The following is a 24720-nucleotide window of genomic DNA, read 5'->3' as shown; positions in this document are numbered from 1 at the left end:
AGCCACCCTCGGCTTCCACACCCCCGCCCATAAACTCAACGAACTACTCACCGTTGCGCACACGCCCTGAAACCGCCGTCGAGTGCCCATTTCTCGACGTGCGGAAGTGAGCACTCGACATGGGGGAAGACGTCTAGATCGTCGCGGCGAGCTCGGTGCCCTGACGGATGGCGCGCTTGGCGTCGAGCTCGGCCGCGACGTCGGCCCCGCCGATGACGTGCACCCTGACCCCGGCCGCGACGAGTTCAGGCCCGAGCGTGTTGACCGACTCCTGGCCCGTGCAGACGATGATCGTGTCGACGTCCAGCACCTGAGGGTCCGAGTGCTCCTCGCCGTGGCTGATGTGCAGGCCGGCGTCGTCGACGCGCTCGTAGTTCACGCCGACGTGGTGGTGGACTCCCTTGGCCTTCAATGCCGCCCGGTGCACCCAGCCGGTCGTCTTGCCGAGCCCCTTGCCGATGGGGGTGGCCTTGCGCTGGAGCAGGTGCACCTCCCGCGGCGACGGTGACGGGTGCGGCTCGACGAGCCCGCCGCGCGACGCGTCCGGCTCGCCGACGCCCCACTCGGCCATCCACTGTTCGACGGTCATCGGCGACTCGACGTGCGTCAGCAGCTCCGAGACGTCGACCCCGATCCCGCCCGCTCCCATGACGGCCACGCGCCGACCGAGCGGTGCCTCGCCGCGGATGGCGGCGGCATACGTCACGACCTTCGGATGGTCGATGCCGGGCACGTCGGGCACGCGCGGCTCGACCCCGGTGGCGACGACGACCTCGTCGAAGTCCGCGAGGTCGTCGACGGTCGCGCGACGGCTGAGGTGGACCTTGACCCCGCCGAGCTCGAGCCGACGTCGGAAGTAGCGGATCGTCTCGGCGAACTCCTCCTTGCCGGGGATGCGCATGGCGAGGGCGAACTGGCCGCCGAGGTCGTCACCCGCCTCGAAGAGCTCGACCCGGTGGCCGCGCTCACCCAGGGCGACGGCGGTCGCCAGGCCGGCCGGCCCTGCCCCGACGACGGCCACGTGCTTGGAGCGGCGGGTCGGGGCGAGGACGAGCGTCGTCTCGCGGACGGCGCGGGGGTTCACGAGGCAGGTCGCCGTCTGCTTGGAGAAGGTGTGGTCGAGGCAGGCCTGGTTGCAGGCGATGCACGTGTTGATCTCGTCGGCGCGGTCGCCCGCGGCCTTCGCCACCCAGTCCGGGTCGGCGAGGAAGGGCCGGGCCATCGAGACGAGGTCGGCGCTGCCGTCGGCGATGACCTGCTCGGCGAGGTCGGGCATCGAGATGCGGTTGCTCGTCACGACCGGGATGCCGACCTCGGGGCGAAGCTTGGCGGTGACGCGCGTGAAGGCGCCGCGGGGCACCGACGTCACGATCGTCGGGACGCGCGCTTCGTGCCAGCCGATGCCGGTGTTGATGATCGTCGCGCCCGCGGCCTCGACCTCGTGGGCCAGGGCGACGACCTCGTCCCACGACTGGCCCTCGGGCACGAGGTCGAGCATCGACAGGCGGTAGACGACGACGAAGTCGGGACCAGCGGCCTCGCGCACCGCACGGACGACGTCGACCGCCAGGCGTCGGCGGTTCTCGGGCGAGCCGCCCCACTCGTCGGTGCGCTGGTTGGTGCGCGGCGCGAGGAACTGGTTGATGAGGTAGCCCTCGGAGCCCATGATCTCGACGCCGTCGTAGCCGGCCTCACGCGCCAGCCGGGCACAGCGGGCGTAGGCCGCGACCGTGCTCCGGATGCCGCGCGCGCTGAGCGCCCGCGGGGTGAAGCGCGAGATCGGGGACTTCAGGGCCGACGCCGAGACGGCCAGCGGGTGGTAGGCGTAGCGTCCGGCGTGCAGGATCTGCAGGGCGATCTTGCCGCCCTCGCGGTGCACGGCGTTCGTGATGACCCGGTGGCGACGAGCCTGGCGCTCCGTCACGAGCACGGAGCCGCCCGGGTAGAGGGAGCCGGCGAGGTTGGGCGCGAAGCCGCCCGTGACGATGAGGCCGACCCCGCCGCGTGCCCGTTCGGCGTAGTAGGCCGCGAGCCGGTCGAAGTCCTTGGCGCGGTCCTCGAGGCCGGTGTGCATCGAGCCCATGACGACGCGGTTGCGCAGCGTCGTGAAGCCGAGGTCGAGCGGTTCGAGCAGGTGGGGGTATGCCGTCGTCACCCGCCCGAGGGTAGCCGCTGGTTACCGCTCGGTAGCCGCTCAGGCGGCCAGCGTCACAGTGCGGGAGGCGTGGGTGAGAATGGCGAGGTGAGCGATCTCGAGCACCTGGACGTCCTCGTCGTCGGAGCCGGCCTGTCCGGCATCGGCGCGGGCTACCGCCTCCGCACCATGAGCCCCACCCGCACATGGGCGATCCTCGAGGCGCGGGACTCGCTCGGCGGCACGTGGGACCTCTTCCGCTACCCGGGTGTGCGCTCGGACTCGGACATGATGACGCTCGGCTTCCCGTTCGAGCCGTGGACCGACCCGGACGCGATCGCCGACGGGCCCAAGATCCTCGACTACCTGCGCCGCACGGCGGACAAGCACGGTATCACCGAGCGGATCCGTCTGGGCCACAAGGTCGTCGCGGCCGACTGGTCGAGCGACGAGGCGCTGTGGACGGTGACCGTCGAGCACGCCGGGACGCGACGGCAGCTGACGTGCAGCTTCCTCTACCTCTGCAGCGGCTACTACGACTACGAGCGCCCGCACGACCCGCAGCTGCCGGGCCTCGAGACCTTCGAGGGCCAGGTCGTGCACCCCCAGTTCTGGCCCGACGACCTCGACGTGTCGGGCCGGAAGGTCGTCGTCATCGGCTCCGGTGCCACGGCCGTGACGCTCGTGCCGTCGCTCGCGGACGCCGGCGCCGACGTGACGATGCTCCAGCGCACGCCGACGTGGATCGCATCCCTGCCCAGGCAGGACCGGGTCCGCGACGTCCTGCAGAAGGTGCTGCCGGGACGCGCCGCCGGCACCGCGGCCCGCTACAAGAACGTCCTCGGCACGATGGGCGTCTACGAGCTGAGCCGCCGCCGCCCTGCCGTGATGCGGTCGATGCTGTCCAAGGGCGCCGCGAAGTCGCTCGGCTCGACCGACCTCGTCGCGGACCACTTCACCCCGACCTACGACCCCTGGGACCAGCGCCTCTGCGTCGTCCCCGACGGCGACCTCTTCGAGGCCGTGCGCAGTGGACGCGCCCACGTCGTCACCGACACGATCGAGACGTTCGTGCCACACGGCATACGCCTCCACTCGGGACGCGAGCTCGACGCCGACGTCGTCGTCACCGCGACGGGCCTGCGCATCAAGCTCGCCGGAGGCATCGCCATGACCGTCGACGGGCAGGCCCGGCCCACCGGCGATCTCACCGTCTATCGCGGCGTCATGTTCGCCGGCGTGCCCAACCTCGCGGTGTGCGTCGGCTACGTCAACGCGTCGTGGACGCTGCGTGCCGACCTCGCCAACCGCTACGTGTGCCGGCTGCTGGGCCACATGGAGCAGAACGCCTGGCGGGTGGCCACGCCGCACGCACCGGAAGGCATGGAGGGGCGGCCCCTGCTGCCGCTCGCCTCCGGCTATGTCCAGCGGGCCGCCGCCGACCTGCCGCAGCAGGGCGACGGCGCGCCCTGGCTGATGCGGCAGAACTACCTGCTCGACCGGCGCGACATGCTGCGCAGCGACGTCACCGAGGCGATGTCGTTCGGTCGCTGACCGGGCGCCCGCAGGGGCGTGTCGAGGGTTCCGTGCCGGGCGGGTGATGATCGGGTACGGAGCCGGCATGAGCGAAGCGAACACACCTTCGAACGACGACGTCATCGGCGCCACCGGCGCGGCAGCGGACGCCGGAGGCGACTCCGCCGTCAAGGACCCCGAGGACTGGGTGACCGGCGACGAGCCGATGACCGGCGCCCAGCGCAGCTACCTCGAGACACTGGCCCGCGAGGCCGGCGAGACCCTGCCCGGCGACCTCACCAAGGCCCAGGCCTCCGAGCACATCGACCGTCTCCAGCAGTCGACGGGCCGGGGCGCCGACAGCGCCGGGAGCGCCGGTAGCGCCGGCACTGCCGACGCCGGCAACGGGCCCATCGGCGCGGACGGCAACGTCGGCCGCACCGAGGGCCACGGCAGCGAGCTCTGAGCGGGGCCGTGCCGAGATCGCCTGACGTCGGTCAGGCGATCTCGATGCGGTCGGAGACGAGACCGTCGTCCGCGAGCCGCCGCAGCTGCGTCACAGCCCGCTGCTGCACGGCCCACGGGTCGATGGTGTTGACGTAGATCTTCGTGCCGCCCTCGAAGCCGGCGAGCGTCGAGATCCGCCACTTGATGACGGCTCGCAGCGGCATCGGCACGTCGACGGACGGCGGCCGGTGGTGCCACTCCTCGTTCGAGGGGACGTGCACCCCGGTCGCGGCGTGGCAGGCGTGGACGAGGTCCGAGAAGTCGCGCACCTGGGCCTCACCCAGCTCCCACGGGCAGCCGTCTCCGTCGGTGACGTGCACGACGAGCGCTGGGTACCGGTGCCCGACGCCGGCGAACGCGACCGCGTGCTCGGTGCGCGCGACGACGAGACCCTGCGACGCGGCATACTCCGCGCCCCACCGGGCGAACATGTCGGGCTCGGTGCGCAGCCGCTCGATCTCGCGCTCCTTCTGGGCGCCGAGCTCGTCGATGGCGACGACCTGCTTGTGCAGGTGGTCGAACGACGCCCCCGCGGGGGCCAGCCAGTTCTGGAAGACCGACACGTAGCGCGCGCACTCGTTGTCGCGGTAGAGGTCATGCATCGCGCGGATCGTGAACTTCGTGTACCTCCAGTGCTCCTCGGGTGTCAGGGTCCCCGACCCGGCGAGCTGGGAGTCGTCCGTCGCGTCGTCGACGTAGTGGCGCCGGGAGATGACGACCTGGTGGTTGCCGGCGAAGAGCCCGACGGCCTCGCGCTCGAGGTCCTCCTCGGCGAGCGGCTCGGCGTCGGCGCCGACCGTGCCGCGCGCCCGCATCTGGATGCGCGCGAGGGACGTGACGTGCTCGCGGCCACCGGGGGTGGAGAGGTATGCCGTCCGGCGGGCTCGCGAGTCGGCCGTGGGCTGCCAGCCGTGCGCGAGGTGCCAGTAGTCGTAGCTGAGGATCTCGAAGAGGTTGGGGATGAGCCGGAACTGCGGCGTGCTGTGGTCGAGGTCCTCGGCCAGCAGGCCTCGCACGTCGTGCCAGCCGTCGGGGTCGTGGACGAGCCGGGCGATCTCGGGGGTGGTCTCCCGCATGCGCGCCCAGCAGAAGGCGCAGTGCCGGTCGTGGTCGAGGGGGTCGATGGGCAGCGGGTGCCGGCTCGGCTGCCCCAGGGGACGGGCCGCCCTGCCGGGGAGCGTCCACACCTTGGTGCCGGTGATGGGGTTCACCTGCTTGATGGTCCCGTCGGGCAGTCGCGTCAGGGGCTCGATCACCTCTCCAGCGTAGGTCGACTAGCGTCGGAGCGTGCCCGCCGACGCCCCGACCGACCTGCCGTTCCGTGATCCGTCCCTCACAGTCGAGGAGCGGCTCGACGACCTGATCGGGCGGATGACGCTCCCCGAGAAGGTCGGCCAGATGCTCCAGCTCGACGCTCGGGGCGACCTCACCGACATCGTCCACGGCAAGCTCGCGGGCTCGATCCTGCACGCCTCGCCCAAGGACCTGCCGCGGGCCATGGCGCTCGCCGAGCAGACCCGCCTCGGCATCCCGCTCCTCACGGCGGACGACTGCATCCACGGCCACTCCTTCTGGCCCGGCGCGACGATCTTCCCCACCCAGCTCGGCATGGCCTGCTCGTGGGATGCGGAGCTCATCGAGCAGGCCGCACGCGTCACCGCCGTCGAGGTCTCGGCGACCGGGGTGCACTGGACGTTCTCGCCGGTGCTCTGCATCACGCGCGACCTGCGCTGGGGCCGCGTCGGCGAGACCTTCGGCGAGGACCCGCACCTCATCGGCGAGCTCGGGGCGGCGATGGTCCGCGGCTACCAAGGAGACGGACTCACCGATCCCACAGCGGTGCTCGCGTGCGCCAAGCACTTCGCGGGCTACTCCGAGACGCAGGGCGGTCGCGACGCGAGCGAGGCCGACCTCAGCCGCCGCAAGCTGACGTCGTGGTTCCTGCCGCCGTTCGAGCGCGCCGTCCAGGAGGGCTGCCGCACCTTCATGCTCGGCTACCAGGCCATCGACGGCGTGCCCGTCACGGCGAACGGGTGGCTGCTCGACGAGGTGCTCAAGGGGGAGTGGGGCTTCACCGGCACCCTCGTCACCGACTGGGACAACGTCGGCCGGATGGTCTGGGAGCAGAAGGTCTGCGCCGACGACGTCGAGGCGGCGGCAGTCGCGGTGCGCGCGGGCAACGACCTCGTCATGACGACGCCCGCCTTCTTCGAGGCTGCCCAGGAGGCCGTCGCCCGCGGCCTGCTCGACGAGGGCCGCATCGACGAGGCGGCTCGCCGCGTGCTGAGGGTCAAGCTCGAGCTCGGCCTCTTCGAGCACCCGCGTCCGCCGGACGTCGAGCGCCAGCGGGTGGTCATCGGCTCGGCCGAGCACGCCGCGCTCAACCTCGAGGTCGCGCGTCGCTCGCTCGTCCTGCTCACCAACGACGGCTCGCTGCCGTATGCCGTGGGCGACGTCCCGCGCACCGTGGCCGTCCTCGGCCCCAACGCCGACGACCCGCAGGCCAACCTCGGCGACTGGGCCGGGGCGTCGGGACAGGTGGACTGGATGCCTGACGGACACCCCCGCGAGACGGTCGAGACCGTCCTCGACGGCTTCCGCGCCGTCGTCCCGCCCACGTGGACGGTCACGCACGCCCGCGGCGCCGAGATCGAGACGCTCGTGCCCGACCCCGAGGGGCCGCTCTTCCCCGACGGCCAGCCGCGCCCACCCGTGTCCGCGCCCGCGCCGGTGGACCCGGCCCAGCTCGCCGAGGCCGTCGCCACGGCCCAGACGGCCGACCTCGCCGTCGTCGTGCTCGGTGACACGATCGCCCTGACGGGAGAAGGCTGCTCGACCGCGACCCTCGACCTGCAGGGCGGTCAGGTGGCCCTCCTCGACGCCCTCGTCGACGAGCTCGACAGCACCGGCACGCCCGTCGTCGTCGTGCTGCTCCACTCCAAGCCCAACGTCCTGCCGCCCAGTGCGCTCCGCGCGGCAGCGATCATCGAGGCGTTCAGCCCCGGAATGCGCGGCGGCCGCGCCGTCGCCGAGCTCGTCCTCGGCCACATGGAGCCCTCCGGACGCCTGCCGGTCTCCGTGCCGCGGCACGTCGGCCAGCAGCCGACCTACTACAACCAGGTCCGCGGCCAGCACGGCCACCGCTACGCCGACCTGACCCAGGAGCCGCAGTTCGTCTTCGGCGAGGGCCTGAGCTACACGACCGTCGAGTGGTCCGACCTGACCCTCGAGGCTGCCGAGCTCGCGCACGACGACGTCCTGGTCGCGGAGGTCACGCTGACCAACACGGGCGAGCGGACGGCATACGAGGTCGTGCAGGCCTACGTCACCGACGTCGTCACGAGCGTCACATGGGCGACCAAGGAGCTCAAGGCATTCCAGCGGGTGACGGTGCCGGCAGGAGAGTCGGTGCGGGCACGCGTCGAGGTGCCCGCGGCCGCGTGCTCGATCGTCGACGCCGGCGGTCGCCGCGTCGTCGAGGCCGGCGAGTTCGAGCTGCGTGTCGGCCCGAGCTCCCGCGACGCCGACCTGCTCCGTGTGACCTTCACCATCACGCCGGAGGGCTCCGCCTGACTAGGCTCGCAGGCATGAGAGCAGCGCGCGTCACCAGCCTCGGCGGCCCGTCCACCGTCACCGTCGACGAGGTCCCCGAGCCCACGCTCGAGCCTGGTCACGTCCTCGTCGACGTGCACGAGGCGGGGGTCAGCTTCCCCGACGTCCTCATGACCCGAGGGCTCTACCAGATGCGCCCCGAGCTGCCCTTCGTCCCCGGCGCCGAGTGCGCGGGCGTCGTGCGCGAAGCCGCTGAGGGCAGCGCGTTCCGTCCGGGCGACCGCGTCGCTGCCTTTCCAGTGCTCGGAGCCTTTGCCGAGACGGTCGCCGTCCCCGAGGCGATGGTCTTCCCACTGCCCGACGCCGTGCCGTTCCAGGTCGGCGCCGCGCTGCCGATGAACTACCTCACCGTCCACTTCGCGCTCACCCAGCGCGGCCGGCTCGAGCGCGGCGAGGTCGTTCTCGTCCACGGTGCGGCCGGCGGCATCGGCACCGCCGCGATCCAGCTCGCGCGGGCCATGGACGCCCGCGTCATCGCCGTCGTCTCGTCCGAGGACAAGATCGAGACGGCCCGCGCCGCTGGTGCCCACCACGTCGTGCTCGCCGACGGGTTCCTCGCTGCCGCAAAGGAGCTCACGGACGGACGTGGGGTCGACGTCGTCGTCGACCCGGTCGGCGGTGACCGCTTCACCGACAGCCTCCGCAGCCTCGCTCCCGAGGGGCGTCTGCTCGTCATCGGCTTCACGGCCGGCCAGATCCCCGAGGTCAAGGTCAACCGGCTGCTCCTCAACAACATCAGCGTCGTCGGTGTCGGGTGGGGCGCCTTCTGGATGCCCGACCCCTCCTACCTCCGCACGCAGTGGGAGTCGATCCTGCCGCTCCTCGAGTCCGGCGCGCTCGCCCCGCCCATCGGCTCGCGCCACCCGCTCGACGACATCGCCGCGGCGCTCACCGAGATCGACGAGCGACGCGCCCAGGGCAAGGTGACCCTCACCGTCCGCCAGTAGGTTGGGGCGTATGCCGTCCCTGCCGCTCCGCGCGTCCGCTCGCTCGTCCGCCCCGACGTCCCCCCGGCGCGTCCTCGTGACGGGCGGTGCCTCCGGGCTGGGGCTCGCACTCGTGCGGGCCCTGGTCGCCCGGGGTGACCACGTGCTCGCGACCGACGTGCAGACCGACCGGCCCGACGCACTCCCCGAGGCTGCGGCATACCTCCCCCTCGACGTGCGCAGCGACGAGGCGTGGGCGGCAGCGCTCGCCCACGTGCGCGAGACGTGGGGCGGCCTCGACCTGCTCGTCAACAACGCCGGCGTCGCCGCGGGCGGGCGCATCGACGTCGCGACGATGGACGAGTGGCACTGGATCGTCGACATCAACCTGCTCGGCGTCGTGCGCGGCTGTCGCACCTTCACGCCGCTCTTCAAGGAGCAGCGCAGCGGCCACATCGTCAACACCGCCTCGCTCGCCGGGCTCGTCCACGCACCCGGCATGGCCGCCTACAACACCGTCAAGGCCGGCGTCGTCGCCCTGAGTGAGACGCTGTCGCACGAGCTCGCCCCGCACGGCATCGACGTGTCGGTCGTCTGCCCGTCGTTCTTCCGCACCAACCTCGGCTCGTCGTTCCAGGGCGCCGACACCGAGATGGAGACCGCGGGCAAGAAGATGGTCAGCGGCTCGAAGCGTTCGGCCGAGCAGGTCGCCGACATCGTCGTGCGCGGCATCGACGCCCGACGCGACGTCATCCTCACCGATCGCGACGGCCGGATCGCGTGGCGCGCCAAGCGGTTCGCCCGACCCGCCTACACAGCCGTCATGAAGCGAGCGGCGAAGCGGGTGGCAGCAGGCCGCTGAGGTCGTGTCATGTCACCCGATCGAGGAGGGCCAGCGGTGCCTGCGCCACTGCTCCCACGTCGGGAAACCCGCCGGCGGGTCATCGACGGGTTCGGTGCCGTCCAGCTCTCCGGCCGTCGGGATGCTGATGATCTCGGCCCAGGTGGCCAGCTCGGCGTCCGACATGTGCCAGGTCGTGTGGGGCTCCTCGGCCTGTCGCCGGTCGAGCCGTCGGCGCTGCTCGGGCGGCGTGAGCTCGAAGTAGCGCAGCTCCACCGCAGCCCCGAGGTCGGCGGCGAGGGCTCGTAGGGCCGAGCGCTCGTCCCTGCCCCAGAGACCGTAGTCGATCACGACGTTGATGCCGAGCTGCAGAGCGCGCAGCCCGATGTCGATGAGCCGTCCCTCGACCACGTCCGAGGCCGCGGGAGGATTCGCCGGTCCGAACAGGGCCTTGACCCACTCATCCTTCGTCAGACGGAGAGCGTTCTCCTCCGCCTCGATGGCTCGCGCCGCCGTGGTCTTCCCGGTGCCCGGGAGCCCCACGGTCAGGAACAGGGTCGGCCTCGTCGTCGTCACGGTCCCCATTGAAGCCGCTGCTCCATCGGGTGGGTCCGCTTCTTCAGGTTGCAGCCGGCGGGGGGGCCTAAAACAGGAGGCGTGGTGTCGGTGCCGGTCGGTACCGTCCAGTGATTGTGACGATGACGACGGTGGGGCACGACGACGCACGGGGAACGACGCACGACGGCGCTCCACGCGGTGGCGGTATGCCGCAGGGTCGGGTCCCCGTGGACTGGCGCCGGGTCCGTCGCCCGCTCACGATCGTGTGCTTCACGATGTCCCTCTTCGGAGCCATCGCTGCGTCGCTGGGGTCCATGGTCGCCGGCCGTCTGGCCGAGCACGCCACCTCGATGCTCGTCGTGCTGCTCGCCCTCTGTGTCGTCGGCGGAGCCGTCATCGACACCGTCGCCAAGACGATGTGGGCGACGGTCTGCGACCGCGCCGAGGGGCGGCTGCGCGCCGACCTGCTCGACGCCGCCATGGCCCAGCCCCTGTCCGAGCTGTCCGAGCAGGCCGTCGGGGAGGTGCTCGACCGCATCGACGACGACACCTGGGAGGTCGGCCAGCTGATGCGGTGGGGCGTGTGGCAGGCCGTGCGCACCCTCCTCGCCTCCGGGCCGCTCTGGGTCGTCGCCAGCCTCGCGTGGTGGCCCGCGGCCGTGCTCTTCCCTCTGACGGGTCTCGCGACCTACTGGGTCGTGCGCCGCCTGCTGCCGCAGGTCGCCGAGCGCAAGGTCGTGGAGGAGGCCGCCTGGACCGACCACGCGGCATCCACCGAGGAGGGCGTCGCCGCCCGCGACGACCTGCGCACCGCCCTGGGCCAGGCGCACGTCCTGCGCCGCAACGCCCGCCTCGCCGCCACGGTCCACGCGGCCCTCGACAGGGTGCTCCAGGTCGAGGTCCGCATCACCCGTCGCAGTGGCGGCCTGCTCCACGGCGCCCTGGCCGCGGTCGCCGTGGTCGGCACCGCGCTCGTGCTCGCCGACGACATGACCACCGCTCGCCTGGTCACCCTCTTCCTCGTGACGACGATGTTCGTCGGCGGCGTCGACATGCTGGCGCGTCACCTGCCCGACCTGCAGGAGGGCTTCGGCGCCGTCCTGCGGCTGCGCGCCATGCTCGCATCCCCGGCAGAGCCCGTCGGCGGTCTGCCGCTGCCCGACGGGCCGCTCGACGTCGAGTTCCGGGGTCTCGAGTTCAGCTACGGCACAGGCACGTTCGCGCTCCGCGACGTCGACCTCGTCGTCCCCGCTGGGCACACGTGTGCCCTCGTCGGCCGCACGGGCTCCGGCAAGTCCACGCTCGCTTCGCTGCTCTCACGGGCCGTCGAACCGCCCGACGGCACCGTGCTGCTGGGCGGCACCGACGTCCGGGACCTCGACCTCCAGCAGCTCCGGGCCGCGGTCGGCGTCGTGACCCAGCGCACCGAGGTGCTCGCGGGCACCCTCGCCGAGAACATGACGCTCTTCGGCGACGTGCCCCGCCCCCGCGTCGAGGCAGCGGTCGCCGAGCTCGGCCTGACCGACTGGGTGGCCGGCCTCCCCGGCGGCCTCGACACGATGCTCGGCCCGGGTGGGACGACGCTCTCGGCCGGCGAGGAGCAGCTCGTGGCCTTCGCCCGGCTGCTCGTGCGCGACGTGCGCGTCGTCGTCCTCGACGAGGCGACGGCCCGCATGGACCCCGTCACCGAGGCGCGCGTGGTCCGGGCCGCCGACCGGCTCATCTCCGGGCGCACCGGCATCCTCGTCGCCCACCGCCTGTCGACGACCGAGCGGGCCGAGCAGGTGGCCGTCCTCGAGTCGGGCCGCGTCGTCCAGCACGGCCCGCGCGGCCAGCTGGCCGCAGCCGACGGCCCCTTCCGCCGCCTGCTCGAGGCAGCCGCGCACGAGGTCGCCGTCGAGGAGCACCACCACGACGACGCCGCGATCGGCTCGGTGCGGCGCAGCACCGCCCCGCCGCCGCCGCCGGTGCTGGCCCCGAGCCCGAGCCTGGCGCGCCAGGTCCTGCACGCCGTGAGCATCCAGCCCCGCTGGGGCCTGCTCGGGGCCTCGCTCTTCCTCCTCGCGTCGTTGACCGGTGCGTTCGGCGCCCTCACCGGCTGGACCTGGGGCCTGGTCGTCACGCGCCTGCAGGCCGGGGAGAACCCCGGCTGGGTCACCGCGGCCCTCGTCGCCTCACTCCTCGTGGGTCCGCTGCTGCTCTCTCAGGCCTTCCGCTCCTACCCGCACTGGTGGATCGAGGTCCGGCTGCGGGTGCGCGCCGCCGTCCTCGCGGGTCAGACCTCGCAGCGCCGACTCGTGCGCACCCCGCCCGGCGAGGTCGTCGCCCGCACGATGGACGCCGACCGACTGGCCCGCTACACGGACCGCTGGGTCGACTTCACCAACGGGCTCGTCGTCGCGTCGTTGACGGCTCTCATCGCCGGCACCTGGCTGGCCGGTGCCGTCCTGCTCGTCGTCATGGTCACCTCGGCGCTGGCCTCCACCCTCGGGCGGCCCGTGGCCGGGCGCTCGGCAGCCGCGGCCTCGACGGCCCGCGCCGACTTCGGCCGCTCGCTGGTCTCCGCCCTCGAGTCCATCCGCACGGTCAAGCTCGCCGCGGCCACCCCCCAGGTGCACCGGCACCTCCACCAGGTCGACGGTGGACGCGTCGACGCCGCCGTCCGTGAGCACCGCGTCCAGGCCCTGCTCGACGGCGTGCCCGTCGTCATGGTCCAGTGCGGCGTCGTCGCCGCGTGGGCAGGCTTCCTGCACGGCACGTGGCCCCTCGCCGTCACCCTGCTCGTCGCCAACGCCGTCAGCGGCTTCGACTGGTTCGGCCGGGTCGCCGGCTCGGTCGTGACGGAGGCCCCCGGCGTGCGGGCCTGGATGAACGCCACGAGCGAGCTCGCCGGCGGCGGCGACCTCATGGACCTGCCCTGGGGCATGGACCTGGTGCACGGCACGGCCGACGACCCGGAGCCCGGGTCGCGCGAGCCGCTGCGCAGCCTGACCCTGCGAGGGCTGACGGCGGTGCACGACGACGGGACCATCGGCGTCGAGGACGTCGACCTCACCGTCGGCGCGGGCGAGCTGGTGCTCCTGCTGGGCCAGGTCGGCTCGGGCAAGTCCAGCCTGCTCTCGACGCTGGCCGGGCTCACGTCGCACACCGGTGAGGTCCTCTGGAACGGGCGTGCCCTGACCGAGCCCGAGGTCGAGCTGCGCCCCGGTCGGGTCTCGCACATCGCCCAGGTGCCGCGGGTCCTCTCCGGCACGTTCACCGGCAACATCGCCCTCGACCACCCCGACCGGCAGGTCGAGCCGGCGCTCGCGACGGCCCGCATGGAGCGAGACGTCGCCGAGGCCGGCGGACCCGAGTCGCTCGTCGGCCACCGCGGCGTCCGGCTCTCCGGCGGTCAGGTGCAGCGTCTGGCACTCGCTCGCGCGCTCGCGTGCGAGGCGGACCTGCTGCTCGCCGACGACGTCTCGTCGGCGCTCGATGCGGCCACCGAGATCGAGCTGTGGGCCGCGCTGCGCTCCGGTGGGGCCACCGTCATCGGCGCGACGAGCAAGGCTGCTGCCCTGGCCCAGGCCGACCGCGTCGTCGTGCTCGAGCGGGGCCGGGTCGTCGAGACGGCACCCTGGCGCGAGCTGTCGCAGCGCTGGGCCCACCTCGCCGGGTGACCGTCCATGACCCGGCGGCGCCCGGCTTGCCGGACCGACCCCTGCCTGATGTGCTGCCACCCGTGACCGACGAGCCGACAGGCCAGACCGCAGACCCCCGCCGGGCCTTCTGGGTCGACCCCGACACGGACCCGCGCAACCTCACGGCGCCCCCGGTCGGCGAGGTGGCGACGCTGGCCCACTATCTCGACCACTACCGGATGACGTTCGAGATGAAGTGCGACGGCCTGACGCCCGAACAGCTGGCCGCCCGGTCGGTCCCGCCGAGCACCATGAGCCTGCTGGGCCTCGTGCGTCACTTGGCCAAGATCGAGCACCACTGGTTCCGGCGCACGCTCGAGGGCCAGTCGACGCTGCCGGTCCTCTACGAGGCCGAGGGGCAGCCGGACCTCGACTTCGAGACCGCCGTCGGCACCGAGGAGTGCGTGGCCGACGCCTGGGAGTCGTGGCGTCGCGAGGTCGCCCACTCGCGCGAGGTCTATACCCGCTACACCGACCTCGAAGAGCCGTACCAGGTGCGCGGCGTCGTCGTGCACCTGGTCGAGGAGTACGCCCGGCACTGCGGACATGCCGACCTCCTCCGCGAGTGCGTCGACGGCCGCACCGGCCAGTGAACGTGGACGAGACGGCCCCGGACGCCGGGGCGGCAGGCGCAACGGCCGGACCCGCGGCCACCGGTCCGGTCGACGTGCAGCGTGCCTACTCGCTGCTCTCGCAGCTCTACATCGAGCGGCTCGGGTCGGTGGAGATCGTGCACCCCGACGACCTCCGGCTCATCGAGCGCCACCTCGGCTCCGTCGACGGCCCGGTCCTCGACGCGGGTTGCGGCCCCGGCCACCTGACCGGCTTCCTCGACTCCATCGGGTGCGAGGTGAGCGGCGTGGACCTCGTGCCCGAGTTCGTCGCCCATGCTCGGCAGGCGCATCCGGGAGTCGAGTTCGAGGTGGGGTCGCTGACCGATGCGAGCCGTCCGGACTCCTCGCTGGCCGGCGTGCTGGCGTGGTACTCCCTGATCCACCTCGACCCCGACCAGCTCGATGCCGCGCTGGCCGCGATCCGCCGGGTCGTCGCGCCCGACGGCACCGTGGTCGTGGGCTTCTTCGAGGGACCCGTCCGCGAGGCCTTCGACCACAAGGTCATCCACGCCTACCGGTGGCCCGTGGACGAGATGGCCTCTCGCCTGGCGGCGGCCGGCTTCGTGGAGGTCGAGCGCCGTCAGCGTGGGCACGAGGGTGAGCGACGGCCGCACGCGGTGCTCGTGGCCCGGGCGGTCTAGGCGCGCCGGGCGGAACACGCCGGCGCCGGGCGCCGCACCGGCCGTCGCAGAAACCGACGGCCGGGCGCGCTCACGGCCGGGGCGCGCGCCGCAGGTCGACGTCCGCCGGCGTCGCGGCGCCGAGCACCTCGGTGAGGCTCACGTGCACGAGGTCGGCCGCCTCGCGGCCGTCGGTGAAGGTGCGGCTGAACTCCGGGTCCCGGCCCTCCCGCTCCCAGCCGAGCTCGGCGAGCGCCGCCTGCTGCTCCGGGCTGAGGTCGGTCACGCCCTCGAACTCCGTGTCCCCGATGCACTCGAGCGCGAGCACGCCGTCGAGGCGGCGCGCCTGCACGAAGACGTCGGGCACGCGGGTCCGAGCACCCGACCGACCACCCGACCGGCGCCATCCACGCGGAGCCCGCGTGCCGGCATACGCACTCGTGGTCTGTGAGGGCACGTGGACCGTGAAGGTCATCCAGTCGTCCTCGGTGAGGGCCGCGAGGTCGGCGCCGATGCGTGCGCTCCAGGCCTCCCACGACTCCTCGAGCGGGCCGTCGGTCATGCCGGGACCTCCACGACCGCGGTCTCCATGAGCGCGCGCAGGTGGTCCGGGATGGGGGTCGGGCGGCGGGTGGCGGCGTCGATCTCGACGTGAACCCAGTGCCCGAGCGCCTTGATCGCCGGGTCGGGGACGGCGCTGCGCTCCGGGTCGACGAAGAGGCCGAGCTGGTAGGTGACGCTGCTGCGCCCCAGCCGCACGACGCGGACCCCCACGACGAGCGGCGCGGGGAAGGCCACCTCGGCGTAGAAGGCGCACGACGACTCCGCGACGACGCCCTGGGTCGCATCGGTCATCGGGTCGACCGTGACGTGCTCGGCCTGCCAGCCGTTGATCGCCGAGTCGAACAGCTCGTAGTAGACGGCGTTGTTGAGGTGGCCGTACATGTCGTTGTCGGACCACCGCGTCGTCACCGGCCGGTGCACCGGGAAGTCGGCGAGCGTCAGGTCACGGGGGTCGGGCGTGCTCGGCATGCGCCCATCCTGCCCGACGGCGTATGCCGTGACGCGGGGACGCTGTGGACGGCGGGCCTCGGTGTCGGCGGGCGAACGTAGAGTTCTGGAGTGGCATGGAGCGTGGGTCGGGCGACGTGGGTGGGTGAGGTCACCGACCCCGACATCGCGCAGCAGGTCGGCACGCGCACCTTCGACCGGGGGAGGGCGTACGCGCTCGAGCGGCGGGTGCGCTCGCTCGCCACGCGCCCCGACGGGATGATGCTGCTCGGCACCATCGAGGGCAGCGGCAGCGAGACCTACCAGACGATCATCGAGGCGCGGCCGCACCCGAAGGGGCGCTCGCACCTGTGGAGCGGCCGGTGCAGCTGCCCCGTGGCCGCCGACTGCAAGCACGTCGTCGCGCTCATGCTGACCGCGCGCGACGTGGCGCAGGGCAAGGTCGTCGAGCCGCGCGCCGCCGACGAGGCGGAGGGCGCCGAGGCGCAGGCCGTGGCCGAGGCGGCGCCGCTCGTCGTGCCCCCGCACTGGGCCGACGTCTTCGGTCACGTCCGTCCGCGCCCGGTCGAGGCGACCTCGGCGCCCGCCCGTCCCGAGCCGCGCGGCGACCTCATGCCGGCGGGCCTGTTCGTCGACACCGTCTATCGCGACCAGCGCGGTCGACGCGGCGTCCCCGAGCTCAGCTACGGCCTGCGCCCGACCCGGTGGACCCGCGCCGGCACCTGGCACCGCACCCTCTCGTGGCACGACGCCCTGCCCCAGTGGCGGCCGGGCATCCGCTTCCTGCCCGAGCACGAGCGGATCATGGGGCGCCTGCACGACGTCGCGCGGCACGGGTCCGGCGGCACGACGTACTTCTCCGCCACGCCCCCGCTCTCGCTCGACGCGAGCCCCGACGTGTGGGGGCTGCTGCGCGAGGCCCGCGCTGCCGGCATCGAGGTGATGCCCGGCGAGGGTGTCACCGGTCCGGTCCACGTCGTCGACGACGCGGCCTCTCTCGTGCTGCTCGTCAAGCGCGCCGCCGACGGCAGCGGCGACCTCGACCTCGACGTCGAGCTCGACGGCCTGCCCCCGGAGGTCACCGGCGAGCGGCTCTACCTCGGCGACCCCGTGCACGCCGTGGCGGTCGAGGGCGACGACGGGTCGCTGACGTTCGTGCCGCTCGACCAGGAGCTCGACCTCGGGCCCGACGCCCTCGCGTCGGCGCTCGCCGGGCTGCGGGTCCCCGCCGACGAGCGCGGGCGGTTCCTGCGCTCCGTCGTGCCGGGCCTGCGGCAGCGGCTGCGGGTCCGCTCGGAGGTGCCGCTTCCGGCGCCCGAGCCGTCGGACGAGGCCGAGCCCGAAGTCGTCACCGTGCACGTGAAGGTCGTCAGCGACGTGCCGGGCGAGCTGCGCCTCGACCTCGGGCACGCCTACGACGGCACACCCCGACCGTTCACGACGGCCCGGTTCGGCACCGTCGGCGGGCGCGACCGCGACGCCGAGGCCGCAGCCGTCCAGGCCGCGACGTCGCTGCAGTCGGTGCCGGGCGCGCTGCGCTCCGACATCGTCGGGCACGCCTACCTTGTGCCCCGCCTCGTGCTCAAGGGCCTCGCCGCGGCCCGGTTCGTCGCCGACACCCTGCCCCTGCTCGAGGCCGACGAGCACGTCACCGTCGAGGTCGACGGCGACGTCCCCGCCTACGAGGAGGTCACCTCGGCGCCCGTCGTGCGCCTCGGCGCGACCGAGGCCTCGCACGGTGGGGCCGGTGGGGCCGGTGGGGACGGCGCGCGGTCCGAGCGCCGCGACACGGAGCCCGGCGACTGGTTCGACCTGCGCGTCTCCGTCGAGGTCGACGGCGAGGAGGTCCCCTTCGAGCCGCTCTTCGGGGCACTCGCCCGCGGCGACGACATCATGCTGCTCGACTCCGGCGCCTTCTTCCGCCTCGACCGGCCCGAGCTGCACCGGCTGCGCGATCTCATCGAGGAGGCCCGCGACATCGCCGACCCCGAGACCGGCGGCCTGCGCCTCAGCGCCCACCACGCCGACCTCTGGGACGAGCTCGTCGCCCTCGGCGTCGTCGACGAGCAGAGCGCCCGCTGGGCGGCCAACGTCGAGGCGCTCGGCTCCCTCGAGTCCGGCCCGCTCGCCGAGGTCCCGCCCGACCTGCGGGCCACGCTGCGCCCCTACCAGCTCGACGGCTACCGCTGGCTCGCCCGCCTCTGGGACGCCCGCATCGGCGGCATCCTCGCCGACGACATGGGCCTGGGCAAGACGCTCCAGGTCATCGCGGCGCTCGTCCGTGCGCACGACCGCGGCGAGCTCGGCAGCGACGGTCCCGACGCGCGGGGGCCGGTGCTCGTCGTCGCGCCCACGAGCGTCGTCGGCACGTGGATGGGCGAGCTCGAGACCTTCGCGCCGCATCTGCGCGCCGTCGCGGTCACCGCCACCGAGCGCAAGCGGGGAGTGCCGCTTGCCGAGGTCGTCGCCGACGCCGAGGTCGTCATCACCTCGTATGCCGTCCTGCGCCTCGACGACGCCGCCTTCCACGGCGTCCGGTGGGGTGGGGTCGTGCTCGACGAGGCGCAGTTCGTCAAGAACCGGCAGGCCAAGACCCACGTCGCCGTCCGCCGGCTAGGCGCCCCGTTCACCATCGCCGTCACCGGCACCCCGCTGGAGAACTCCCTCATGGACCTCTGGTCGCTGCTCTCGCTGACGGCGCCCGGGCTCTACCCGCGACCCGACGTCTTCACCAAGAGCTACCGCAAGCCAATCGAGTCGGGCGAGCGGCCCGAGCTGCTCGACCTGCTCCGGCGGCGCATCCGGCCGCTCATGCTGCGCCGCACCAAGGAGCAGGTGGCGGTCGACCTGCCGCCCAAGCAGATCCAGGTCATGTCCCTCGACCCGCACCCGGTCCACCGGCACATCTACGACCAGCACCTGCAGCGTGAGCGCCAGCGCGTCCTGGGCCTGCTCGACGACCCGGAGGCCAACCGCGTCGCCATCCTTGCCGCGCTGACCCGGCTGCGGCAGCTCGCCCTCGACCCCGTCCTCGTCGACGAGGTCCATGCCGGTAAGGCGACGGCCGCCAAGATCGACTTCCTCGTCGACCAGCTGCGAGAGCTCGCGGCCGAGGGGCACCGGGCTCTCGTCTTCAGCCAGTTCACCGGCTTCCTGCGCATCGTCGAGGCCGCGCTGACGCGCGCGGGGCTCCACACGGCATACCTCGACGGGTCGACGACCGACCGGCAGTCGGTGGTGCGCGGCTTCCGTGAGGGTGACGCGGTCGCGTTCCTCATCAGCCTCAAGGCCGGCGGCTTCGGGCTGACGCTCACCGAGGCCGACTACGTCTACGTCCTCGACCCGTGGTGGAATCCCGCCGCCGAGTCGCAGGCCATCGACCGTGCCCACCGCATCGGCCAGAACCGTCCGGTCACCGTCTACCGCCTCGTGTCGGCGGGCACGATCGAGGAGAAGGTCGTGGGGCTCCAGGAGCGCAAGCGTGACCTCTTCCAGCGCGTCGTCGACGAGGGCGGCTCGCTCTCGGGCGCCATCACGGCCGACGACGTGCGCGACCTGCTGACGCTGGCGTGACTGACGTCGTCGTGACTGACGTGGTCGTGACTGACGTGGTCGTGACGTCCTGACGGTCCGGGTGGACAATCGGGCGGTGACCGAGCACCCGACCCTCGACGAGCTCGCGGCCCAGGAGGCCCGGCTCGTCTTCGACCGCTTCGACGACGACACCGCGTGGGAGCTCGGTGTCGCGCTGCGCGAAGCCGCCTCTGCCGCAAAGGCGCCCGTGGCGATCTCGATCCGGCGCAACGGACAGCGCCTCTTCCACACGGCCCTGCCGGGCGCGACCGCCGACAACGACGGGTGGCTCGAGCGCAAGAGCGCCGTCGTCGACCGTTACGGCCACTCCTCCCTCTACGTCGGCGCGGAGTTCCGTGCGGGCGGCAAGGCCTTCGAGGACAGCTCGCGGCTCGACCCGGGCCGTTACGCCGCGCACGGTGGTGCCTTTCCCGTCATCGTCCGCGGCGTCGGCTGCATCGGCACGATCGCCGTGTCCGGCCTGCCGCAGCGCGAGGACCACCGGCTCGTCGTCGAGACCCTCGAGGCCTTCCTCGCGCGCGACCGCGCCTGAGCCCCTGTCGATTTGACCTCAACCGGGGTTGAAGTCGGAGGGTGGCTGAAGTGGGTACGTGACCCACAGCCCTGCTCACGGACACCCCTGTTTGCGCCCCGACGGCGCGGCATAGAGTGGACGGAGCCGGATGGTCTCCAGAAAGGAACGACAAGTGGCTTACACGCTTCCCGAGCTCGACTACGACTACGCCGCCCTCGAGCCCCACATCAGCGCTCGCATCATGGAGCTGCACCACAGCAAGCACCACAAGGCCTACGTCGACGGCGCCAACGCCGCCGTCACCAAGCTGGAGGAGCTGCGCGAGTCGGGCGACTACGCCGCCCTCAACGGTGTGGAGAAGAACCTCGCCTTCCACCTCGGTGGTCACACGAACCACTCGGTCTTCTGGAAGAACATGAGCCCCGACGGTGGTGGCCAGCCCGAGGGTGAGGTCGCCGCGGCGATCACCGAGTACTTCGGCGGGTTCGAGAAGTTCCAGGCGCACTTCAACGCCAACGCCAACGCGATCCAGGGCTCTGGCTGGTCGATCCTCGCGTGGGACACCATCGCCGAGCGGCCGCACATCATGCAGCTGTTCGACCAGCAGGGCAACATCCCCGTCGGCCAGATCCCGCTGCTCCAGCTCGACATGTGGGAGCACGCCTTCTACCTGCAGTACGAGAACGTCAAGGCCGACTACGTCAAGGCCTGGTGGAACGTCGTCAACTGGGAGGACGTCGCCGCCCGCCTCGAGCGCGCCAAGGCCACCAAGGGACTCATCCTCCCGGCCTGAGCATCCCGGTCACCACGACCGACACGACAAGGGCGGGCGCCCGACGGTGCCCGCCCTTCGTCATGTCCGGCGCTGTGCGTCGAGGCAGTCCTGCGCGCGTGCCGCGGCACGCTTGCCGGCCGCGAGCGTGTCGCCGGTCCACGAGACGCGCTCCCACGACACCGGCAGCTTTTCCGAGACAGCCACGGTCAGGGGGATCATCGCCACCGAGCCGTCAGTCGTTCGCGCCGGGTTGGTCAGGGCTAGCGTCCGCGACTCGCCGCCCTCAGGGCCCATGGCTGGGGTGCCGTCGTCGTGCACGTACGCCCGGTCGACACCGAGCACGTACCAGTCGCCCGTGTCGGTCGTGGCGGCGAAGACGTAGGTCGTCCCGATGATGGCGCCCGGATGCGCGGCGAGGGACACGCCGGCCCGGTCGATCAGGGCATTCGGGGCCGTGCCGCAGGCCAGCGCCGTGGCCGTGCCCGCGTCGGTCGCCGGCGACGGACCCCCTGCGGGTGACGTGCTCCTCAGCGGCTGGGTCGAGGTTGGCGTCGCGGTGGGCGGCGACGAGGTGGCGCTGGTGCACCCCGTGAGCAGGGCTGCTGCGACGGCGAGTCCGAGCGCGCGTGCTGTGATCCCCTGTGTACGCGTCATGCCCGGATGCTAGGCGACGCGAGGGACCCGTGCCCGGTGTGGGACCGACTGCTCTGCGCTGGTGCGACTGCTCTGGTATGCCGTGTCCCCCGGTCACCGGGCGAGCAGTCGTCAGGAGTGGGAGCAGTCGGTCAGCGCGGTGGGGTCGGGCGGGCGAGGCGGTCGACGACGCCGAGCAGCAGCACCTCGCGCAGCTCGGGCGGCAGTGCGTCGAGCAGGGCGTTGACCGGGGCCATCCGCTCGGGCAGCACCAGCTCGCCGTCGCCGCCGGCGAGCCCGGCCGCGGCGAGCAGCCCGGTGAACGTCGCCTCGTCGAGGGTGGCCGGGTCGATCGCCGAGGCCATCGCGACGAGCTCGGCCGGCAGGGCGGCAGGTCCGGCGGCGCGGGCCGCCGCCGTCGCGTCGGCGAGGTCGGTGGCGATGAGGTCCGACGACGCGGCGGTCGCCGCGCTGAAGGTGAGGTGCAGCGTGGCCGGCAGGTCGCGGAAGCGCATCTGGGGCTGTACGAACCACCCGCGCTCGAGCATCTCGTCACTGATGGTGAAGACGTCGCACGAGTCGTCGGTGACGAGGGCGAGCAGGGTCGAGTCCGGGGCAGCCGCGACCGACAGACCGGGTATGCCGTCCACCGCAGTCGCGAGGTCGAGCGTGGCCTGGCGTGCGTCGCGGGCGAGTGAGGTGTAGCGGTCGGCCCCGATGTGGTGCACGACGGCCCACGCGGCGGCGACCGGACCGCCCGACTTCGTCGACTGGGCCGTCGTGTTGAGCATCGTGTAGCCCGGCCACCGGGCCGACGCGAAGAGGTGGGTGCGGCGCAGCTCGGCGGAGGCGTGCAGCAGGACCGACACGCCCTTGGGGGTGTAGGCGTACTTGTGCAGGTCGAGCGACAGGCTCGTCACGCCCTCGACGCCGAAGGTCCACGGCAGCTGGCCCGCCTCCGAGTCGCGCAGGTGGGGCAGCACCCACCCGCCGATGCACGCGTCGACGTGACAGCGCACGCCGGCGGCAGCGGCCGCAGCCGCGATCGGCTCGACCGGGTCGATGACGCCGTGGGCGTAGGAGGGCGCCGAGGCGACGACGAGCACGGTCCGGTCGTCGATCGCGGCCGCCATCGCCGCCGGGTCGGCGCGCTTCGTCGCGGGGTCGACGTCGACGAGCACCGGCTCGACCCGGAGCCAGTGGGCCGCCTTGTGGAAGGCGGCATGCGCCGTCGTCGGCAGGACCATCCGCGGCGCGGCGACGTCGGGGCGGGCATCGCGGGCTGCGAGCACCGCGAGCAGGATCGACTCGGTGCCGCCCGAGGTCACGACGCCGGCGAAGCCGTCCGGGGCGTCGACGAGCCGGCCGGCGATGCCGACGAGGTCGTTCTCCATCTGCAGCAGGGAGGGAAAGGCGGTCGGGTCGAGGCCGTTGGTCGAGGCGAAGGCGGCGAGGGCCTCGCGACCGATGGCGTCGGCCGAGGCCAGGCCGGAGTCGTAGACGTAGGCCAGCGTGCGACCACCGTGGGTCGGCAGGTCGCGGGCCCGCATGGCCTGCAAGGCGTTCCGGATCTCGTCGTGGTCCATCGTCATGCGCTCCTGACGTCCTTTCCGGGGCAGGTTCGAGGTGATGCCGACACCGGGGCGGCCGCCGGGATCACCTCGAACCGGGGGAGGGGTGGGCGGGGGAGGGGAAGGCTCGGAGGGCCAGGAGGGAGGCGGCGACGAGGACCGCCGGCACCAGCGAGAAGCCGAGGACGATGGCGGTCAGGGTGCGTTCGCCCTGGACCGCGACCCAGCCGGCCCCCGAGGACTCGTAGCCGCCGAGGGCCAGCGCGGCGGCATACACGGCAGGTCCCAGGGCCAGGCCGAGCGTCTCGCCAGCCGTCCAGACGCCGGTGTAGAGGCCGACGCGGGTGCGGGCCTCGGCGGTCCGGCTCGCGACGTCGGCCAGCATGGCGAGCGGGAACATCTGCGCGCCGGCGTAGCCGATGCCGACGACCGCCACGCAGGCGTAGACGGCCGGCTCGGGCAGGGCTCGCAGCAGCACGAGGGCGAGCGCGCCACCACCGAGCAGCAGCGACGCGACGAGGTAGCCGGGCTTCTTGCCCCGGGCGGTGCCGAAGCGCTGCCAGAGCGGCGTCACGACGAGGGCGGGCGCCACGAAGCAGACGAAGAGCAGCGTCGCCGACAGCGGCGTGCCGAGCACCCAGCGTGCGACGTAGTCGACGCCGGCGAGCATCGCGCCGGTCGCCAGGGCCTGGAGCACGAACGTCGTCAGCAGGAGCCGGAACGGCCTGTCGGAGCGGATGATCCGCAGCTGGTCGCCGAAGGTCGCACTCGTGACGACGCCGGTGCGGACCACCGCGGACCTGGTGCTGCGCCAGGCTCCCCACGCGCCGAGCGCGATGAGCCCGGCGACGAAGAAGCCGACGGCGCGATAGCCCCACTCGGGGCCGAGCGCGTCACGGATCGCAGGTGAGGCGCCGCCGCTGACGAGGATCGCGAGCGCGAGGATCGCGACCCGCCACGTCATGAGCCGGGTGCGCTCGTCGTAGTCGTCGGTGATCTCGGCCGGCATCGCGACGTAGGGCACCTGGAAGAAGCTGTAGGCCGTCGCGCAGGCGAGGTAGGCGACGGCGACCCACCCGGCGGCCAGCCACTGCGGCGCGGTGGGGCCGAGGAAGAGCAGCGCGAACGCCGCGGCGAGGAGCAGCCCGGCCCGGATGAGGAAGGGACGTCGACGGCCGTCCGGGTGGGTCGAGCGGTCGCTGATGCGGCCCGCGACGGGGTTGAGCACGACGTCCCACGCCTTGGGGGCGAAGACGATGACGCCCGCCGCGGCTGCGGGCACCCCGAGCCGGTCGGTGAGGTAAGGCAGCAGGAGCAGTCCCGGCACGGTGCCGAACGACCCCGTCGCAACGGAGCCGAGGCCGTAGCCGCGGCGCACCGAGGCGGGCAGGGGCGGGCTCGAGGCCGGCGTCGTCGCCGAGGTCATGCCCGCACCCTAGTGAGTGCGCGCACCCGGGTGGCCGCTTCGCCGTGGACCCGGTTCGCGCCCTCGCCCACTGACCGGCCGGCGCCCGGGTGCCCGGCCATCCGTCGACTGCCGGGTCGGCGCCCGAGTGCCCGGCCATCCGTCGACTGCCCGGTCACCGGTCGACTGCTCCGGTATGCCGCGTCA

The 24720-nt window shown here is 72.9% G+C and carries 18 protein-coding genes and 1 pseudogene; 11 read left to right on the top strand and 8 right to left on the bottom strand.

All coding sequences use genetic code 11. The features are described from left to right. Positions 1 to 133: 133 nt before the first annotated feature. Positions 134 to 2155 (bottom strand): NADPH-dependent 2,4-dienoyl-CoA reductase, encoded by a 2022-nt coding sequence (locus tag IEY30_RS15345; RefSeq protein WP_030198540.1) that lies wholly within the window; start codon positions 2153 to 2155, stop codon positions 134 to 136. A gap of 87 nt (positions 2156 to 2242) precedes the next feature. Here IEY30_RS15345 and IEY30_RS15340 point away from each other — a divergent pair, with 87 nt between their 5' ends. Together IEY30_RS15340 and IEY30_RS15335 are read left to right on the top strand one after the other, a co-directional pair. Then, on the top strand, positions 2243 to 3688 hold the full coding sequence (locus IEY30_RS15340) for a flavin-containing monooxygenase (protein WP_043416836.1): 1446 nt from the start codon (positions 2243 to 2245) through the stop codon (positions 3686 to 3688). A 67-nt stretch (positions 3689 to 3755) separates the two neighbouring features. After that, positions 3756 to 4013 (top strand): annotated as a pseudogene (locus IEY30_RS15335) (DUF3072 domain-containing protein); the annotation flags it as partial. Positions 4014 to 4146: 133 nt separating this feature from the next. On the opposite strand, the gene IEY30_RS15330 reads toward IEY30_RS15335, so the two are convergent. Further along, positions 4147 to 5412, bottom strand: coding sequence for a DUF4921 family protein (locus IEY30_RS15330; protein ID WP_030198553.1), 1266 nt, complete (start codon positions 5410 to 5412; stop codon positions 4147 to 4149). Positions 5413 to 5443: 31 nt separating this feature from the next. Here IEY30_RS15330 and IEY30_RS15325 point away from each other — a divergent pair, with 31 nt between their 5' ends. From IEY30_RS15325 to IEY30_RS15315, 3 genes are read left to right on the top strand one after another with little or no spacing between them, the layout of a single operon-like run. Beyond that, positions 5444 to 7729: an exo-beta-d-1,3/1,6-glucosidase gene (locus tag IEY30_RS15325; RefSeq protein WP_030198555.1), complete on the top strand. Its 2286-nt coding sequence runs from the start codon at positions 5444 to 5446 to the stop codon at positions 7727 to 7729. 14 nt (positions 7730 to 7743) lie between these two features. Then, positions 7744 to 8715, top strand: coding sequence for an NADPH:quinone oxidoreductase family protein (locus tag IEY30_RS15320; protein ID WP_030198564.1), 972 nt, complete (start codon positions 7744 to 7746; stop codon positions 8713 to 8715). Positions 8716 to 8725: 10 nt separating this feature from the next. Continuing rightward, positions 8726 to 9556, top strand: coding sequence for an SDR family NAD(P)-dependent oxidoreductase (locus tag IEY30_RS15315; protein ID WP_030198569.1), 831 nt, complete (start codon positions 8726 to 8728; stop codon positions 9554 to 9556). A gap of 12 nt (positions 9557 to 9568) precedes the next feature. Here IEY30_RS15315 and IEY30_RS15310 read toward each other — a convergent pair whose 3' ends face one another. Next, positions 9569 to 10111: a P-loop nucleotide/nucleoside kinase family protein gene (locus tag IEY30_RS15310; protein ID WP_229675024.1), complete on the bottom strand. Its 543-nt coding sequence runs from the start codon at positions 10109 to 10111 to the stop codon at positions 9569 to 9571. A 122-nt stretch (positions 10112 to 10233) separates the two neighbouring features. Here IEY30_RS15310 and IEY30_RS15305 point away from each other — a divergent pair, with 122 nt between their 5' ends. The 3 genes from IEY30_RS15305 to IEY30_RS15295 all read left to right on the top strand — a co-directional run bounded on the left by IEY30_RS15305 (position 10234) and on the right by IEY30_RS15295 (position 15031). Further along, complete coding sequence (locus IEY30_RS15305) at positions 10234 to 13755, top strand: ATP-binding cassette domain-containing protein (protein ID WP_030198580.1); 3522 nt, start codon at positions 10234 to 10236, stop codon at positions 13753 to 13755. A 62-nt stretch (positions 13756 to 13817) separates the two neighbouring features. Continuing rightward, entirely contained in the window at positions 13818 to 14369 is a 552-nt protein-coding gene (locus tag IEY30_RS15300; protein ID WP_052358561.1) for a DinB family protein, read from the top strand. Between the two features lie 2 nt (positions 14370 to 14371). After that, positions 14372 to 15031 carry a class I SAM-dependent methyltransferase gene (locus tag IEY30_RS15295; protein ID WP_081920498.1) on the top strand — a complete coding sequence of 220 codons (660 nt, stop codon included), beginning with the start codon at positions 14372 to 14374 and terminating at the stop codon, positions 15029 to 15031. A gap of 70 nt (positions 15032 to 15101) precedes the next feature. Here the strand turns inward: IEY30_RS15295 and IEY30_RS15290 are convergent, their stop codons facing one another. Both IEY30_RS15290 and IEY30_RS15285 read right to left on the bottom strand, forming a co-directional pair. Further along, positions 15102 to 15572 carry a TY-Chap domain-containing protein gene (locus tag IEY30_RS15290; protein ID WP_030198591.1) on the bottom strand — a complete coding sequence of 157 codons (471 nt, stop codon included), beginning with the start codon at positions 15570 to 15572 and terminating at the stop codon, positions 15102 to 15104. Further along, on the bottom strand, positions 15569 to 16042 hold the full coding sequence (locus IEY30_RS15285; RefSeq protein ID WP_030198594.1) for an acyl-CoA thioesterase: 474 nt from the start codon (positions 16040 to 16042) through the stop codon (positions 15569 to 15571). The genes IEY30_RS15290 and IEY30_RS15285 overlap by 4 nt, the downstream gene beginning before the upstream one ends. A 90-nt stretch (positions 16043 to 16132) precedes the next feature. Here IEY30_RS15285 and IEY30_RS15280 point away from each other — a divergent pair, with 90 nt between their 5' ends. The 3 genes from IEY30_RS15280 (at position 16133) to IEY30_RS15270 (ending at position 20922) form a co-directional block, all read left to right on the top strand. Next, positions 16133 to 19594: a DEAD/DEAH box helicase gene (locus IEY30_RS15280; protein WP_030198596.1), complete on the top strand. Its 3462-nt coding sequence runs from the start codon at positions 16133 to 16135 to the stop codon at positions 19592 to 19594. Between the two features lie 76 nt (positions 19595 to 19670). After that, on the top strand, positions 19671 to 20147 hold the full coding sequence (locus IEY30_RS15275; protein WP_030198599.1) for a heme-degrading domain-containing protein: 477 nt from the start codon (positions 19671 to 19673) through the stop codon (positions 20145 to 20147). 154 nt (positions 20148 to 20301) lie between these two features. Beyond that, positions 20302 to 20922, top strand: a complete 621-nt coding sequence (locus IEY30_RS15270) for a superoxide dismutase (RefSeq protein ID WP_141822755.1) — start codon at positions 20302 to 20304, stop codon at positions 20920 to 20922. 60 nt (positions 20923 to 20982) lie between these two features. Here IEY30_RS15270 and IEY30_RS15265 read toward each other — a convergent pair whose 3' ends face one another. The 3 genes from IEY30_RS15265 to IEY30_RS15255 all read right to left on the bottom strand — a co-directional run bounded on the left by IEY30_RS15265 (position 20983) and on the right by IEY30_RS15255 (position 24534). After that, entirely contained in the window at positions 20983 to 21558 is a 576-nt protein-coding gene (locus IEY30_RS15265; protein WP_156035293.1) for a hypothetical protein, read from the bottom strand. Between the two features lie 131 nt (positions 21559 to 21689). Next, positions 21690 to 23129 carry a pyridoxal phosphate-dependent decarboxylase family protein gene (locus tag IEY30_RS15260; protein ID WP_030198605.1) on the bottom strand — a complete coding sequence of 480 codons (1440 nt, stop codon included), beginning with the start codon at positions 23127 to 23129 and terminating at the stop codon, positions 21690 to 21692. Positions 23130 to 23193: 64 nt separating this feature from the next. Continuing rightward, positions 23194 to 24534: an MFS transporter gene (locus IEY30_RS15255; protein ID WP_052358562.1), complete on the bottom strand. Its 1341-nt coding sequence runs from the start codon at positions 24532 to 24534 to the stop codon at positions 23194 to 23196. Positions 24535 to 24720 lie beyond the last annotated feature (186 nt).

Origin of the sequence: Terrabacter tumescens (assembly GCF_014646815.1) — a bacterium.
Classification (GTDB): domain Bacteria; phylum Actinomycetota; class Actinomycetes; order Actinomycetales; family Dermatophilaceae; genus Terrabacter; species Terrabacter tumescens.
The sequence above is the reverse complement of the archived record's forward strand: the minus strand, read 5'-3'. Positions and strand labels throughout refer to the sequence as shown.

Bases quoted from the DNA above. Each gene is read 5' to 3' on its own strand.
- IEY30_RS15320 (WP_030198564.1), top strand. From the start codon at position 7,744: ATGAGAGCAGCGCGCGTCACCAGCCTCGGCGGCCCGTCCACCGTCACC.
- IEY30_RS15315 (WP_030198569.1), top strand. From the start codon at position 8,726: ATGCCGTCCCTGCCGCTCCGCGCGTCCGCTCGCTCGTCCGCCCCGACG.
- IEY30_RS15305 (WP_030198580.1), top strand. From the start codon at position 10,234: ATGACGACGGTGGGGCACGACGACGCACGGGGAACGACGCACGACGGC.
- IEY30_RS15290 (WP_030198591.1), bottom strand. From the start codon at position 15,572: ATGACCGACGGCCCGCTCGAGGAGTCGTGGGAGGCCTGGAGCGCACGC.
- IEY30_RS15285 (WP_030198594.1), bottom strand. From the start codon at position 16,042: ATGCCGAGCACGCCCGACCCCCGTGACCTGACGCTCGCCGACTTCCCG.
- IEY30_RS15265 (WP_156035293.1), bottom strand. From the start codon at position 21,558: ATGACGCGTACACAGGGGATCACAGCACGCGCGCTCGGACTCGCCGTC.
- IEY30_RS15260 (WP_030198605.1), bottom strand. From the start codon at position 23,129: ATGACGATGGACCACGACGAGATCCGGAACGCCTTGCAGGCCATGCGG.
- IEY30_RS15255 (WP_052358562.1), bottom strand. From the start codon at position 24,534: ATGACCTCGGCGACGACGCCGGCCTCGAGCCCGCCCCTGCCCGCCTCG.